Source organism: Mycolicibacterium arseniciresistens (genome assembly GCF_030519285.1).
GTDB classification, from domain to species: domain Bacteria; phylum Actinomycetota; class Actinomycetes; order Mycobacteriales; family Mycobacteriaceae; genus Mycobacterium; species Mycobacterium arseniciresistens.
Genome location: NZ_JAUMSQ010000034.1, coordinates 37798 through 51925 on the forward strand (window position 1 = coordinate 37798; position 14128 = coordinate 51925).

The following is a 14128-nucleotide window of genomic DNA, read 5'->3' on the forward strand; positions in this document are numbered from 1 at the left end:
GATGTCGACGATCTTCAACATCCGCAACATGAAGTTGCCGGCGATGTCCCGAGCCACGGTCATCATCGGAACGCTTCTGGTGATCGTGGCGTTGGTGGCCGCGTTCGTGGGCTGGCAGCTCTACAAGAAGCTGACCACCAACACCGTCACCGCCTACTTCACCGACACCCTGGCGCTGTATCCCGGCGACAAGGTCCAGATCATGGGTGTCCAGGTCGGCAGGATCGACTCGATCGACCCCGACGGCGACAAGATGAAGGTCACCTTCACCTACGAGTCGAAGTACAAGGTGCCGAAGGACGCGTCGGCCTCGATCCTGAACCCGAGCCTGGTCGCGTCACGCACCATCCAGCTCACCCCGGCTTACACCGGGGGTGACGTGATGGAGGACGGGGCGGTCATCCCGCTCAACCGGACGCAGGTGCCCGTCGAGTGGGACGAACTGCGTGACTCGCTCGACAAGATCCTGACCGACCTCGGTCCATCGAAGGAGGACCCGAAGGGCCCGTTCGGTGAGGTCATCGAATCCTTCGCCGACGGCCTCGCGGGCAAGGGCAAGCAGATCAACACCACGCTCAACAGCCTGTCGGAGGCGCTGACCACACTCAACGAAGGGCGCGACGACTTCTTCAGCATTGTCAAGAGCCTAGCCATGTTCGTGAACGCGCTTTATCAGAGCGACCAGCAGTTCGTCGCGCTCAACGACGACCTGGCGCAGTTCACGAACGCGTTCACCAACACCGACAGGGAACTGGCCAACGCGCTGCAGGACCTGAACCAGCTGCTATCCACCACCCGCGGCTTCCTCGACGAGAACGCCGAGGTGCTGACCCATGACGTGAACAACCTCGCCGAGGCGACGAACGCGATCCTGCAGCCGGAGCCGCTCGACGGGCTCGAGACCGGTCTGCACGTGCTCCCGAACCTCGGCGCGAACATCGTCAACATCAGCTCGCCGGTCAACGGCGGCATCGTGGGTCTGCCGGTGATCAACAACATGGCCAACCCCATGCAGTTCATTTGCAGTGCGATCCAGGCGGGCAGCCGCCTGGGTTACCAGGAGTCGGCCGAGCTGTGCGCGCAATACCTCGCACCGATCCTCGACGCGATCAAGTTCAACTCCCCGCCGTTCGGCCTGAACCAGGTGAACACGGCGATGACGCTGCCGAAGATGGTCGCCTACTCCGAGCCGCGGCTGCAGCCGCCGCCCGGCTACAAGGACACGACGGTGCCCGGCATCTTCTCCCGCGACACCTTGTTCTCGCACGGCAACCACGAGCCCGGTTGGGTCGTGGCGCCCGGGATGCAGGGTGTCGACGTGCAGCCCTTCACCGCGAACATGCTGACGCCGGACTCACTGGCCGCACTGCTCGGTGGGCCTGACATTCCACCGCCTACCGCGCCGCCCGCCTTCGGTGTCGGCGCGAACGGCAAGCTGCCGGGGCCGCCGAACGCCTACCAGGAGAACCAGCCGCTGCCGCCGCCGTGGTACCCGCAGCCAGGCCCGCCGCCGGCCCCCGCGCCGGGTGTGATCCCGGGTGATCCGGGTGGTCCGTCGCCGATGTCGGGTCCCGCAGCGGGACCGGCACCCGGCCCCGCCCCGGCCGCACCGGCCGGTCCGCCCCTACCCGCCGAGGCAGGTGGATAAGTGAAAGCGATGAGGATGCGCAGTATGCGATTCCCGGGTCGGTCCGTTTCGGCCCGCCGCGTCGCATTCCGCACGGCTGCGCTGGCCGTCGCGGCTGTGATGCTCACGTCCTGCGGGTCGTGGAAGGGCATCGCCAATGTGCCGCTGCCCAGTGGTCCCGGCTCCAGCGGGGACAGCATGACGATCTACGTGCAGATGCCGGACACCCTGGCGCTCAACGTGAACAGTCGCGTCCGGGTGGCCGACGTCTACGTCGGCAGCGTGCAGGCGATCGAGCTGAAGAACTGGGTCGCGACGCTGACGCTGAAGGTCCAGTCCGACGTCAAGCTTCCACGCAACGCGACGGCGAAGATCGGCCAGACCAGCCTGCTGGGTTCGCAGCACGTGGAGCTGGCAGCGCCGGAGGACCCGCAGGGTGAGCTGCGCAGCGGCGACACCATCGAGCTCCGCAACGCCTCGGCGTTCCCCACCACCGAGCGCGTGCTGGCCAGCATCGGCAACATCCTCACCGGCGGCGGTATCCCGAACCTCGAGGTGATCCAGACCGAGATCAACAATGTGTTGACCGGTCGCGGCGATCAGATCCGTGAGTTCCTCAACCGGCTCGACGTGTTCACCGACGAGCTGAACCAGCAGCGCGAGGACCTGACGAGGGCGATCGACTCGACCAACCGGCTGTTGAACATCGTCGCGAGCCGCAACGAGACGCTGGACCGGGTGCTCACCGAGTTCCCGCCGCTTATCCAGCACTTCGCGGACACCAGGGACCTGTTCGCCGACGCCGTGCAGGCGGTCGGCCGGATCAGCAGCGCGGCCGACACGTACCTCGGTCAGGCCAGTGATCCGCTGAACACCAACCTGAACAACCTGCAGCGGCCGCTCAAGCAGCTCGCCAAGTCGGCTCCGTACCTGATCGGAGCGCTGAAGCTGATGCTCACCGCGCCGTTCAGCATCGACAACGTTCCGAAGGTGGTGCGCGGTGACTACATCAACGTGTCGCTGCTGGTCGACCTGACGCTGTCGGCGGTCGACAACGGCTTCCTCACGGGTACGGGTGTATCGGGCATGCTGCGCGCACTCGAGCAGTCATGGGGCCGCGACCCGGCGACGATGATCCCGGATGTGCGGTTCACGCCGAACGCGCACAACGCGCCGAACGGACCACTGGTCGAAAGGGGTGAGTGAGCTGTGCTAACTCGCTTCATCAAGATCCAGTTGGTGCTCTTCGCCATCCTGACGCTGCTCGCATTGGTGGCGTTGGGCTGGTATTACCTGCGCATTCCGAGCCTGGCCGGCATCGGGCAGTACACGCTGCACGCCGACCTGCCACGGTCGGGCGGGCTGTACTCGACGGCGAACGTCACCTACCGCGGCACCACGATCGGCAAGGTGACCGCCGTCGAGCCCACCGAGGACGGCGCCAGGGCGACGATGAGCATCGACAACCGGTACAAAATCCCGCGCGACACAGTGGCCAACGTGCACTCGGTCTCGGCGATCGGCGAGCAGTACCTGGACCTGGTGCCCGCAGGGGAGTCGAACCAGTTCTTCGCCGACGGTCAGACCATCACCGACAGCACGGTTCCCAGTGAGGTCGGCCCCGCCCTGGACGCCGCGAACAACGGCCTTCAGGTGCTGCCCAAAGAGAAGATCGACTCGCTGCTGACGGAGACGTCGGAGGCGGTCGGTGGACTCGGCCCGGCGCTGCAACGGTTGGTCGACTCGACGACGAACATCGCCCAGGGCTTCAAGGACAACCTCGACCCGGTGAACGACATCATCGCCAACTCGGCGCCGATCCTGGAGAGCCAGGCGCAGTCCCGAGACAACATCGCCCAGTGGTCGCGCAACCTGAACACTCTGGCCGCGCAGTCGGCTGAGCAGGACGCGGCGCTGCGCAGCGGCCTGCAGCAGGCGGCGCCGACCGCCCAGCAGCTCGAGTCGGTGTTCGGCGACGTCCGCGAGTCCCTGCCGCAGACGCTCGCGAACCTCGCCGTCGTCATCGACATGCTCAAGCGCTACAACAAAGGCCTGGAGCAGGGGCTGGTGGTGCTGCCTCAGGGCGCGGCGATTGCCCAGGCAGGCACCATCCTCGAGGGTGAGGCCCTGCTGCACTTCGGCCTGTCGATCAACCAGCCACCGGGGTGTCTGACCGGCTTCCTGCCGGCTTCGGAGTGGCGATCGCCTGCCGACACGTCGACAGCGCCGCTGCCGTCGGGCACGTACTGCAAGATCCCGAAGGACTTCCAGGCCAACGCCGTTCGTGGCGCACGTAATTATCCGTGTGCCGACGTCCCGGGCAAGCGAGCCGCGACGCCTCGGGAGTGCCGCAGCGACGAACCGTACGTGCCGCTGGGCACCAACCCGTGGTACGGCGACCCGAACCAGATCCTCAGCTGCCCGGCGCCTGCCGCTCGATGCGACCAGCCCGTGCACCCGGGCCGCCCGGGCGTCATCCCGGCGCCGTCGATCAACAACGGGATGAACCCGCTGCCCGCCGACCAGCTGCCGACGCCACCTGCGCCGATCAGCGATCCGATCAGCCCGCCCGGACAGGGGCGCGTCGAGTGCAGTGGACAGCAGCCCAACCCCTGCGTCTACACTCCGGCAGCAGGACCTCCCGGTGCCGCGGTGTACAACCCGTCCAGCGGTGAGGTGGTCGGACCTGACGGCGTCAGGTACAACGTCAGCAACTCGAATAACCCAGGAGACGACGGATGGAAGGAGATGCTGGCACCCGCCAGCTGAACCCCACCGATGCTGACCAAACGCCGGACGAGTCGTTAGCAGTATCAACCGAGACGACAACCGAAGAACCCATCGAAGACACCACCGCGGACGGCCCTGACCAGGCAGCCGTCGATGCGGAGACGGCACCGCCCACCCCCGTGGACGATCGTCGCCCGACGCGGCTCGGCCGCGGCTGGGTGGGCGGGATCTGCGCGGCGCTGGTGGTACTGGCGGTCGGCGCGGGCGTCGGCGGCTACCTCACGCTCCGGTCGAACGACGAGAGCCGGACGCTGGCGCGCAACGAGGCCACCGCGCTGCAGTCGGCCAAGGAGTGCGTGGCGGCCACCCATGCGCCCGACGCCGCCGCGATGAGCGCAAGTCAGGCGAAGATCCTGGAGTGTTCGACCGGGGACTTCGCCGTGCAGGCGGGTCTCTACGGCGGAATGCTCGTCGACGCCTACCGGGCGGCGAACGTCGCGGTGCAGGTGTCCGACATCCGGGCCGCGGTGGAGAAGCACAACGACGACGGTTCGATCAACGTGCTCGTCGCGGTGCGGACCAAGGTGACCAACTCAGAGGCCTCCGATCAGGAGCAGGGTTACCGGCTGCGTGTGCAGATGGCCCCCGACGACGGCACGTACAAGGTGGCCAAGCTCGACACGGTCGCATCGTGACGGCTGTCCTCGACGCCCCACCGCACGAAGCGACCGCCGCCGGCACTCCCGACGGCAGGCCGGCGTCGTGGCAGGCGCGGGCGGCGGCGATCGCGCTGGACGTGCTGCCGGGGGTCGCGGTGGCGGCGACGATGGCGCTGTGCGCGTTCACCGCCCTCGAGACGGGATGGCTGTTCTGGGTCTTCACCGTCGCCGGAGCCGCGGCGGTGCTGGCGACGATGGCCAACCGCTGGCTGCTGCCCGCGACGACGGGCTGGTCGGTCGGGCGCGCGGTGGCAGGTATCCGCGTCGTACGCCGGGACGGCACCGCCGCGGGGGTGTGGCGGCTGCTGGTGCGCGACCTCGCGCACCTGCTGGACACGGCCGCGCTGCTGGTCGGCTGGTTGTGGCCGCTGTGGGACGGCAGGAACCGCACCTTCGCCGACCTGCTGACGGGCACCGAGGTCCGGGTGTCCGATCGCCCCGAACGCGACGTCCGCCGCACCGCGGGAAAGGTGCTGCTGGCCGCCGTGGTGGTCTGCGCACTCGCCGTCGGACTGAGCTACCTCGTGGTGTACCGCCAGGAGCGGGCCGTCGACCAGGCGCACCAGCAGATCGCCGAGCAGGGCCCGCGGATCGTCGAGCAGATGCTGAGCTACGGCCTGGACACCATGGCCGACGACTTCGCCAGGGCGCAGGGCCTGGCCACCGACTCGTACCGCGCGCAGCTCACCGAGCAGCAGGACGCGGCAAAGAAGTCCGGTGCCAGCACCAACGAGTACTGGGCCGTCAGCAGCGCGGTGCTCCCCGGCGTGACCAAGGACCGGGCGGCGATGCTGCTCGCGATGCAGGGCCAGCGGGGCACCGACCCGAAGGACCTGAAGTTCATCACCGCCACCCTGCGGGTCGACTTCGAGAAGTCGGGCGGCCAGTGGCGGGTGTCCAACCTCGCGGTGCTCAAACGGCCACTCATCAACGGGGCGACCCAGTGAGTCCCCGGCGCAAGGTGGAGTCGGGGGAGCCCGACTACTTCTTCCGCATCGAACCGAAGCCGCCGATCCGGTGGGGGCTGCCGATCGTGGCGGCGATCGCCACGCTGCTCGTCGCGGCAGCGATCACGGCGAGCACGCTGATGCTGGTCAGTCACGAGCGGAGCCACCGCGCGCAGACCGATGACGCCGCGGCGCTGGGCTACGTGCGCAGCTTCATGACGTCGTACACGACGCTCGATCCCTTCAACGCCAACGCCTACGCGGACCGCATCCTGGCCCAGGGCACCGGCGAGTTCGCCAAGACGTTCCGCCAGAAGCTCAACGAGATCGTCATCCAGGTCGCCCGCGGCGAACCCACGACGGGCTCGGTGCTGGAGGCCGGCGTGCAACGCTGGAACACCGACGGCAGCGCCGACGTCCTCGTGGCCACCAAGATCAGCACCAAGTCGCCGGACGGCAAGTCGACGATCGAGAGCGGCAGCCGGTGGGTGGCGACCGCATCCCAGGAAGGACAAGAGTGGAAGATCAGCAACCTGATCCAGGTGATCTGACCACGGATCCCGACCGGGACGGCGACGTCGACACCGGCACGCAGACCGTGGCGGACACCGGGCCGACGGGACGACGACGGTGGTGGCCGTTCGGCCGTGGCCGCAAGACGGACCCGTCCACCGGCGAAACCGCCGTCGACACAACGGAATCCGAAGATTCCGCTGCGCCGCGCACCCCGGTCGGGAAGTCGCGGCGCACGCGGGTGGCCGCCGAGCCCGACGCGCCGCCGGCTGAACCGCCCGTCGCGACCGGCGAACCGGCCGCCGCCACGGGCCCGGTCTATCCCGTCGAGCCGGACGAGGAGGCCGCGGAGGAGGCCGCCGGTGTGTCCGACGACGATGCCGACGAGGAGCGCGACGAGGACACTGACGAGAACGCTGACGAGGACGCTGATGAGGCAGCAGCCGACGATGCTGACGAGGCGCCCCGGGAACCCGAGCCGGAACCGATCCTGGTGCCGCACCGGCCGGCCGGGCGTCGGCTGATCGCGGCGGCCGCCGCTGCCGGCGTACTGTTCGTCGGCGCCACGGCGTTCGCGGCATCGCAGCTGCAGCCCTATCTGGCCGACCGCGCGTCGGTGGACATCAAGGTCGACATCGCCCGCACCGCGACCGAGGCGGTCACCACGCTGTGGACCTACACGCCGGACGACATGGAGACGTTGCCGGACCGGTCGTCGCGTTACCTCACAGGTGAATTCGCGTCGGAGTACCGCCGCTACATCGACGCGATCGTGGCCACCAACAAGCAGGCGCAGGTCACCAACACCACCGAGGTGATGGGCGCGGCGGTGGAGACGCTGACCCCGACGGAGGCGACCGCGCTGGTGTACACCAACTCGGTGTCGACGAGTCCGGTGAGCAAGAACATCCCGTCGCTGCGGTACCTGTCCTACCGCCTCACCCTGGAGCGCCAGGATGCGCACTGGATGATCACCCGGATGAACGCCGTCACCAAGCTGGATCTGACACCTCAGATCTAGCCCGACAGAGGTTGGGCGCCATGGCCGTCGCGTCACCTGTCTCGCAGCGGGCGACGGTCGCCGCGCTCCTGCTGTTGACGTTCGCCACCGGACTGGTCGACGCGGTCAGCGTCCTGGTGCTCGGCCATGTGTTCGTTGCCAACATGACCGGCAACGTCATCTTCCTGGGCTTCTGGTTCGTCCCCGATTCCGGGGTGGACCTGACCGCGGCGATCGTGGCGTTCGTGAGCTTCGTGGCCGGCACCGTCGTCGGTGGCCGGCTGGCGCGTCACCTCGACAGTGCGGTGCGTCGCTGGCTGACGGTGGCGCTCGGCGTGGAAGTCGTTGCTCTGCTCATCCTTTCGGTGCTCGCGGGCACCGGTGTCCTCGAGTATCACGACGGCGGGAAACTCGTCCTGATCGCCGGCCTCGCGGTGGTGTTCGGCAGCCAGAACGCCACGGCCCGGTTGTTCGGCATCCAGGAACTCAGCACCACGGTGCTGACGTCGACGATCGTCGGGCTCGGCTTCGACAGCAGACTGGCCGGTGGCACCGGTGAGCGGGAGAAGCTTCGGTACGCGGTGGTGTTGACGATGTGCGGGGGAGCGGTGGTGGGGGCGACGCTGACCCTGGTGACGGTGGCGCCGGTGATCGCCCTTGCGGCACTGGTCGTGGCGGGCGCGGCGGCGATCTTCAGGTTCGGGCCCGATGCGGACGGTTAGGGTCATCGCGGGACATGCATCGAGGGGAGCCGTCAGTGTCGAATGATCCGTCCGCCTGGAACTCCGGCGCCGGCCCCAATGTGCCGCCGCCCCGGCCGAATCCGGCTCAGTTCGGATACCCGCAGGCGCCCGCCGGTAGTCACCCGGAACAGCCGTGGAGCCCGGCCCCCGGGTTCCATCCGCCGCCACCGGGCAAGCGCCCGCCGAGGAAGGCCTGGTATCTGGTCGGTGCGGTGCTGGTGCTCCTCGGCCTGGTCGGGGCTGCGGTGGCCGTGGCGATGATCGTCGACGTGATCGGGAAGGCGCCCGGCGACTCGGACACCTTCTCCAGCGGTGACGCCGTCGTGGTGCAGATGGATGCGGGCGCCACCAGGGTGGTGTTCGTCGACAGCGGCGGGGCGGGGGCGCACGACGTCAACTGCGACGTCGCCAACCGGCCGGGTAACTCCGTGCGGATGGAGCGCTTCGACGGCTCGCTGACCCTCAACGACTGGGAGGCGATCTTCACGGTGACCGCGCAGGATGCCGGCGAGTACCGGATCACCTGCACCGGACTGCCCTCGGATTCCTTCGGGGTCGGGGACGACGTCGGCGTCGGCGGGTTCATCGGTGGGGTCTTCGGCGCGATCGCCGGGGCGGGCCTGAGCTTCGTCGGTGTGGTGGTGCTGGTGGTGACGGCCGTCCTGCGTCACCGCCGCGCGCCCGCCGCAGGCCACTAGGGTCAGGCGATGCCGACCGTACTGATCACCGGGGCCTCGAGAGGTATCGGCCGCCAACTCGTGGCGCACCTGGCGGCGGCGGGCTGGGACGTCGTCGCGGGCGTGCGGACCGCGGCGGACGCCGAGGCGGTGGCGGCGATCGATCGGGTGTCGGCGGTGCTGCTCGACGTCACCGACGAGGCCCAGATTGCGGCGCTGGCCGGCGCGCTGCCTGCGCGATTGGACGCGGTGGTGAACAACGCGGGCATCGTCGTCGCAGGGCCGGTCGAGGCGATCCATCCGGCGGCGTGGCGAGAACAGTTCGAGGTCAACGTGTTCGGTCAGCTCGCCGTCACGCGAGCGGTGTTGCCGAAGCTGCGCGCCTCGCAGGGCCGGGTGGTCTTCGTCTCGAGTGTCAACGGGCGGCTCTCGGTACCGATGCTGGGCGCATACAGCGCCTCCAAGTTCGCGCTCGAAGGCGCCGCGGACGCGCTGCGGGTCGAGCTGCGGCCGTGGGGCGTCGCGGTCGCCGTCGTGGAACCGGCGCAGACCGACACCGACATGTGGCGGCTGGCGGACACCATGGTGACCGACACCGAGGCGGGACTGTCCGCCGAGTTCGCCGCGTTGTACGCCGGCCACATCGCGGGGATGAAGAAATTCGTCCCCGCCGCGCGCAGGATGACGGTCCCGGCCGCGAAGGTCGCCGCCGTCGTCGAGCGGGCACTGACGGCACGGCGGCCGAAGGCCCGCTACATCGTCGGTGTCGGGCCGAGGCTGCAGGTCGCCTTCATGTCGAATGTGCCGGTGCCGGTGCGGGATCGAATCATCGGACTGATCGCCGGCGTGCCGCGCCGGCGGCGGCGATGACGGACTTCGTCAAACGCAACGCCGCGGCGCCCGATGGCTTCTTCGCCCTCGAGGCGGCAGGTCTGCGGTGGCTGGCCGCCGCAGGCGGTGCCCGCTGCGCACGGGTGGTGTCCCACGACGCGACGTCGTTGACGCTGGAGCGCCTGGTGACGGCGGCGCCGGCGCGGGCGGCGGCGCGGGAGTTCGGTGCGGCACTGGCGGTGACACACGATGCCGGAGCCGACGCGTTCGGCGCGGGCCCGCAGGGTTGGCGAGGCGGCGGCTTCTTCGGTCCGCTGAGCGGTCCGCTGCCGATGTCGCTGACCGGCCATGATTCCTGGGGCGAGTTCTACGCCCTCGAGCGGCTGCGGCCGATGGCCGAGGCGGCGGCGCCGCGGATGAGCGCCGAGGGCCGCGCCGCGATCGAGGGCGTGGCCGACGTGTGTCGGGCCGGGCGGTTCGACGACGACGACCGGCCGGCGCGTCTGCACGGTGACCTGTGGAGCGGCAACGTGATGTGGACGCCGGACGGCGTGGTGCTGATCGATCCGGCCGCGCACGGCGGCCACCGGGAGACCGATCTGGCGATGTTGGCGTTGTTCGGCTGTCCGCATCTCGACGACGTGATCGCCGGGTACCACGGCGTGCATCCGCTGCGCGCCGGGTGGCGCGACCGCGTCGGACTGCACCAGCTGTACCCGCTGCTCGCGCATGTCGTGCTGTTCGGCGGCGGTTATGCGGCCCAGACCGAGGCGGTGCTCGCCGGAATCCTGCGGGGTTGCAGCTAACGACGGATTTCGTTGTTGCATCAAGTGCCAGAAGTGCTTCCGAATGTGGTGACGTGCTGCGATGACAGCCGGGTGGCCTTGATGCCGGAGATGTTTGCGTTCGCACGGGCTACCGACGTCGTGAGCGACGCCGTCAGTCGAGATCAGCAACTTAGCCAGTCTCGGGTCCGAGATTTGCTCACCGGGGCCGCCCCGCTCGCGAATCAGCGGCTGAACAGCGGGGACGCCCGTCCGGCGGCCGGTAGGGGCCCTCCGCCGGTTTGTTGTTGATGGCGACGACAATTTTTCAGCAATGTGTCGCAGATCTCGTAAGCCCTGTTATGGTGCCTGAGAGCAACCTGAGAACGGTCGAGAGGACTGTCATATGGCCGCGACGACGAAGAAGTCGAAGCATCGCAAGCGCAGCGGATCTGCAAAGAAGTTCGCGGCGGCGGGGGCGGCGACAGTCACGTCGGCGGCCCTCACGGTGGGCATGGCACCGCCGCCTCCCGACACCGATCGATCGGTCACCATCCCCGTCTCGTTGGCGGCCAGCCCCAACTACACGCAGATCATCGAGAACAGCTCGGACAGCCTGAACAACCTCCTGTACACCCAGGCGAACTTCACGAACGCCCTCGGAGCTGTGCTGAATCCGCTCGCGGCGCTCACCGGTGGCGTGCTGCCGTCCGTCGATGCCGACGTGGACCAGGTCGAGGTCAACTCGCTGGCGAGCCTGGTGGAGACGCTGTCCCTCGTGCTGAATGCGGTCGGAACGGTACCGAATCTGGGTGCGATCCCCGGTCTGCCCCCGAATGCCGCCACAGATCTGGCGGCAGCGCTCAACCTCCCCGGCGACCTCGGGCTCGGTGCGCTGGCGCCTCTGCTGCTGGAGACGGCCGGCGTTCTCGCCGTGGTCGACGGCCTGCTCGACGTAGTCGCTGGTAATCCGCTGTTGAGCGTGCCCACGTTGGACGACGTCATCGACGCGCTCGGCCTGACGGTTCAGACGACGAGCTTCACCTCGTCCTTCCTGTGGCCGGTGCTCGGCATCGACGGTTCGAGCAACGTCACGAACATCTTCGCCCAGTTGGATGGGCTCACAGGAAGCGCGCTCGTCGCCGAGATTCTCGACCAGACGACCCTCTTGGGGCAGCCGTTGCCCGCTGCTCTCAGAGCGACCATCGCGGGAATACTCACGCCCCTCGACGTCCTCGAAACCCCCTCCGTGACGGCATGGTTGCCGACCGCAACCGGCAATTACACGCTCCCGCTAGGAGGCTCGTTCGGCTATCTGGCGACCATGCCGACACTTGCCGTCGGTGCGCTGGACGTGCTCGGCATCGAGGTGCCCGAAACGGTTGTGGCGGTGCCGTTGGCCGGCGCCGGTCTGACCCTGCCTCTAGGGCTCGCCTCCTTCGGCACGGTCGCCACTCCGGGCGTGGTGTTCCCGACCGCCACGGGCGTGTCCACGCTGCTCGGCACGAATCTGCAGTCGTTCGCAATGCCCCTGCTAGGCACGAGTTACACCAGCCTCAACACACTCAACTCGACCTATTTCGGCACCAACGGGATCAACTACAACAGCGGGCAGACCGTCGGCCTGCTGACGACTCCGTTCGGCGTGCTACCGATCGTGTACTCCCTCGGCAGGGTGAACGCGGGCACGACCGGGTTCGGATTCTCCGGGCCGTCGCTGTTCGGCGTGGGTCTGCTGCCCCATTTGCAGGTCGGGACTGCTCCGGACCAACAGTCCCCGGACGGTGTCATCCCTCCGCTCGTGCTCAACGCGGGCCTGAACGTACCTACCCAATTGACCAGCGTGACCGGGGTTCTGAACGTTCCCAGCCCACAGCTCGCGATCGATGCACTCGTGAACCCGGTCTTCAACGCCACGGCGGCACCGCTGGGTGCACTGATCACCGAGTTCTTGAACGAGAACATCGGGTCGTACGCGGACGGATCCTCGAACTTCGCGCTGCAGGTGACCAACATCATCCGAGAACTATCGGAAGGTCTGCCGGGCGCCGCGCAACTGCCGGCCGATGACGAAGCGACAGCCGACGCGGACATCCTGCAACCGAGCACATTGGCCGAGCCGGAGACAACCGTCGCCGCGGCCGACCCCGGCATGAAGCAGGCTGTGACCACCGACGCGGCACCGAATCTGCCCACCGCCTCCGACGACGAAGGCGGCGAGGACCTGCTCGACGAGGGCGCGGATCTCCAGAACGGCGATGATGGAACCAAGATTCCGTTTGGCAAGGCTGCAAAGGATGCCCTCGAGCAGACGGACAAGAATTTCAAGAGCGCTCGAAGCGAACTCGACCGCATCGCGAAAGACGGCCGCAAGCAGATCAACGACACGGTGAAGGGCGCGCAGAAAGGCGTCCACGACACCGCGAAGAAGGTCGGCACAGGCATCAAGAGGGCGGGCGACGATGTGAAGAAGGCGCTCGGCGGAGACAAGGCCGACGACAAAGACAGCAAGGCCGGCAAGGACGCCAAGGCGGCGAGCTGACCGCACCCCCCAGACGAAGCCCCGGAGCCGAAATGGCTCCGGGGCTTTCTCCATTCGACTGCCGGCCGTCAGCCCAGCAGGTGCTCCACCATCCCGGCCACCAGGGGCCCCAGCACCGTCGCGTACTCCGACGTGATGTGGTTGTCGTCGCGGTAGACCAGCGTGTCACCGACGATCACCGGGCAGCGCTCGGCCGTGCAGAACAGGTCCGACAGCGCCGCGTAGGACCCGCCGCCCGCCGCGACGGCCGCCGCCTCGGCCCCGATTCCCGCATCGTTCAGGGCCTTCGGCCGGTCGGGCGAGCACGCGACGACGTCGTTCATGTGCCCGGACAGACACGTCGGCACCGTGCCGTTCGGGTCGGGCACCGGTCCGAGCACCAGCACCTGTGCACCGGTTGCCCGCAACCGCGACACCAGCCGCGTCAGTGCGTCGAGCCACACCGGGTCGTAGGCGACGAAGCCGAAGTCAGCGCCGTAGCGCCGTGACATGTCGACCACGATGACCTGCGGACGCTCCCGCTCCAGCCGGCGCACAGTGTCCCGGCGCCACTGCACGCACTCGGTGAACTCGCGGCCCAGATAGGGGCTGCTGATCGGCAACTCCATCAGCGGGCACGTCACCTTGCTCATGGTCGACAACCGCCAATGCCGCTCCCTGGCAATGTCTTCGATGCCGGGCTGCCACATCGCCGCGTGGGAGTCACCGACGAGTGCGACCCCGACCGGTGACGCCGGATCACCCGACGCGCACTCGGGCTGCTGCACGTCCGGCCAGGAGAGCACGCAGCCGTTGACGAACGCCTCCGGTTTCGCGATCGCGTCCAGTGCCGGGGACAGATTGGCCGGGACCGCGCGCAGATCCGCCGAAGCCACCACGGCCGCCTGCACCTGCTCACGCGGTGACAGCTGTCGCGGCGCCGTCGACGGCGTGGGCATCTCCACCACCACCTGGCGCGCGGGTGCGCCCGTTCCCGTGGGCACCGGCCGCACCGACAGCAGCACCAGCGCCGCGCACACCGCCAGGCCGGTCGCG

The 14128-nt window shown here is 68.5% G+C and carries 13 protein-coding genes; 12 read left to right on the forward strand and 1 reads right to left on the reverse strand.

Annotated elements, in window-relative coordinates:
* Position 1 precedes the first annotated feature (1 nt).
* From Q2100_RS07505 to Q2100_RS07560, 12 genes are all read left to right on the forward strand, one after another.
* A complete protein-coding gene (locus tag Q2100_RS07505; protein WP_302913494.1) occupies positions 2-1648 on the forward strand; it encodes a virulence factor Mce family protein in 1647 nt (548 codons plus the stop codon).
* 15 nt (positions 1649-1663) lie between these two features.
* Positions 1664-2833: a virulence factor Mce family protein gene (locus Q2100_RS07510; RefSeq protein WP_302913508.1), complete on the forward strand. Its 1170-nt coding sequence runs from the start codon at positions 1664-1666 to the stop codon at positions 2831-2833.
* Positions 2834-2836: 3 nt separating this feature from the next.
* The gene (locus tag Q2100_RS07515; protein ID WP_302913495.1) at positions 2837-4396 is read left to right on the forward strand and encodes an MCE family protein; all 1560 of its coding nucleotides are present in this window, start codon (positions 2837-2839) and stop codon (positions 4394-4396) included.
* A complete protein-coding gene (locus tag Q2100_RS07520; RefSeq protein ID WP_302913496.1) occupies positions 4366-5052 on the forward strand; it encodes an Rv1363c family protein in 687 nt (228 codons plus the stop codon). Before Q2100_RS07515 ends, Q2100_RS07520 begins: the two co-directional genes overlap by 31 nt.
* Complete coding sequence (locus Q2100_RS07525; protein ID WP_302913497.1) at positions 5049-6023, forward strand: RDD family protein; 975 nt, start codon at positions 5049-5051, stop codon at positions 6021-6023. The genes Q2100_RS07520 and Q2100_RS07525 overlap by 4 nt, the downstream gene beginning before the upstream one ends.
* Positions 6020-6574, forward strand: a complete 555-nt coding sequence (locus Q2100_RS07530) for an Rv1363c family protein (protein WP_302913498.1) — start codon at positions 6020-6022, stop codon at positions 6572-6574. Before Q2100_RS07525 ends, Q2100_RS07530 begins: the two co-directional genes overlap by 4 nt.
* Positions 6541-7557 carry a mammalian cell entry protein gene (locus tag Q2100_RS07535; RefSeq protein ID WP_302913499.1) on the forward strand — a complete coding sequence of 339 codons (1017 nt, stop codon included), beginning with the start codon at positions 6541-6543 and terminating at the stop codon, positions 7555-7557. The genes Q2100_RS07530 and Q2100_RS07535 overlap by 34 nt, the downstream gene beginning before the upstream one ends.
* Before the next feature lie 20 nt (positions 7558-7577).
* Positions 7578-8258, forward strand: coding sequence for a YoaK family protein (locus Q2100_RS07540; protein WP_302913500.1), 681 nt, complete (start codon positions 7578-7580; stop codon positions 8256-8258).
* 35 nt (positions 8259-8293) lie between these two features.
* The gene (locus Q2100_RS07545; RefSeq protein WP_302913501.1) at positions 8294-8977 is read left to right on the forward strand and encodes a hypothetical protein; all 684 of its coding nucleotides are present in this window, start codon (positions 8294-8296) and stop codon (positions 8975-8977) included.
* Positions 8978-8986: 9 nt separating this feature from the next.
* On the forward strand, positions 8987-9826 hold the full coding sequence (locus tag Q2100_RS07550; RefSeq protein WP_302913502.1) for an SDR family NAD(P)-dependent oxidoreductase: 840 nt from the start codon (positions 8987-8989) through the stop codon (positions 9824-9826).
* A complete protein-coding gene (locus tag Q2100_RS07555; protein ID WP_302913503.1) occupies positions 9823-10593 on the forward strand; it encodes a fructosamine kinase family protein in 771 nt (256 codons plus the stop codon). The genes Q2100_RS07550 and Q2100_RS07555 overlap by 4 nt, the downstream gene beginning before the upstream one ends.
* Before the next feature lie 364 nt (positions 10594-10957).
* Positions 10958-13093 (forward strand): hypothetical protein, encoded by a 2136-nt coding sequence (locus tag Q2100_RS07560; protein WP_302913504.1) that lies wholly within the window; start codon positions 10958-10960, stop codon positions 13091-13093.
* 68 nt (positions 13094-13161) lie between these two features.
* On the opposite strand, the gene Q2100_RS07565 is transcribed toward Q2100_RS07560, so the two are convergent.
* On the reverse strand, positions 13162-14128 hold a 967-nt coding region (locus Q2100_RS07565), incomplete at its 5' end, for an SGNH hydrolase domain-containing protein (protein WP_302913505.1).

Bases quoted from the DNA above. Each gene is read 5' to 3' on its own strand.
- Q2100_RS07505 (WP_302913494.1), top strand. From the start codon at position 2: ATGTCGACGATCTTCAACATCCGCAACATGAAGTTGCCGGCGATGTCC.
- Q2100_RS07510 (WP_302913508.1), top strand. From the start codon at position 1,664: ATGCGCAGTATGCGATTCCCGGGTCGGTCCGTTTCGGCCCGCCGCGTC.
- Q2100_RS07520 (WP_302913496.1), top strand. From the start codon at position 4,366: ATGGAAGGAGATGCTGGCACCCGCCAGCTGAACCCCACCGATGCTGAC.
- Q2100_RS07540 (WP_302913500.1), top strand. From the start codon at position 7,578: ATGGCCGTCGCGTCACCTGTCTCGCAGCGGGCGACGGTCGCCGCGCTC.
- Q2100_RS07550 (WP_302913502.1), top strand. From the start codon at position 8,987: ATGCCGACCGTACTGATCACCGGGGCCTCGAGAGGTATCGGCCGCCAA.
- Q2100_RS07555 (WP_302913503.1), top strand. From the start codon at position 9,823: ATGACGGACTTCGTCAAACGCAACGCCGCGGCGCCCGATGGCTTCTTC.
- Q2100_RS07560 (WP_302913504.1), top strand. From the start codon at position 10,958: ATGGCCGCGACGACGAAGAAGTCGAAGCATCGCAAGCGCAGCGGATCT.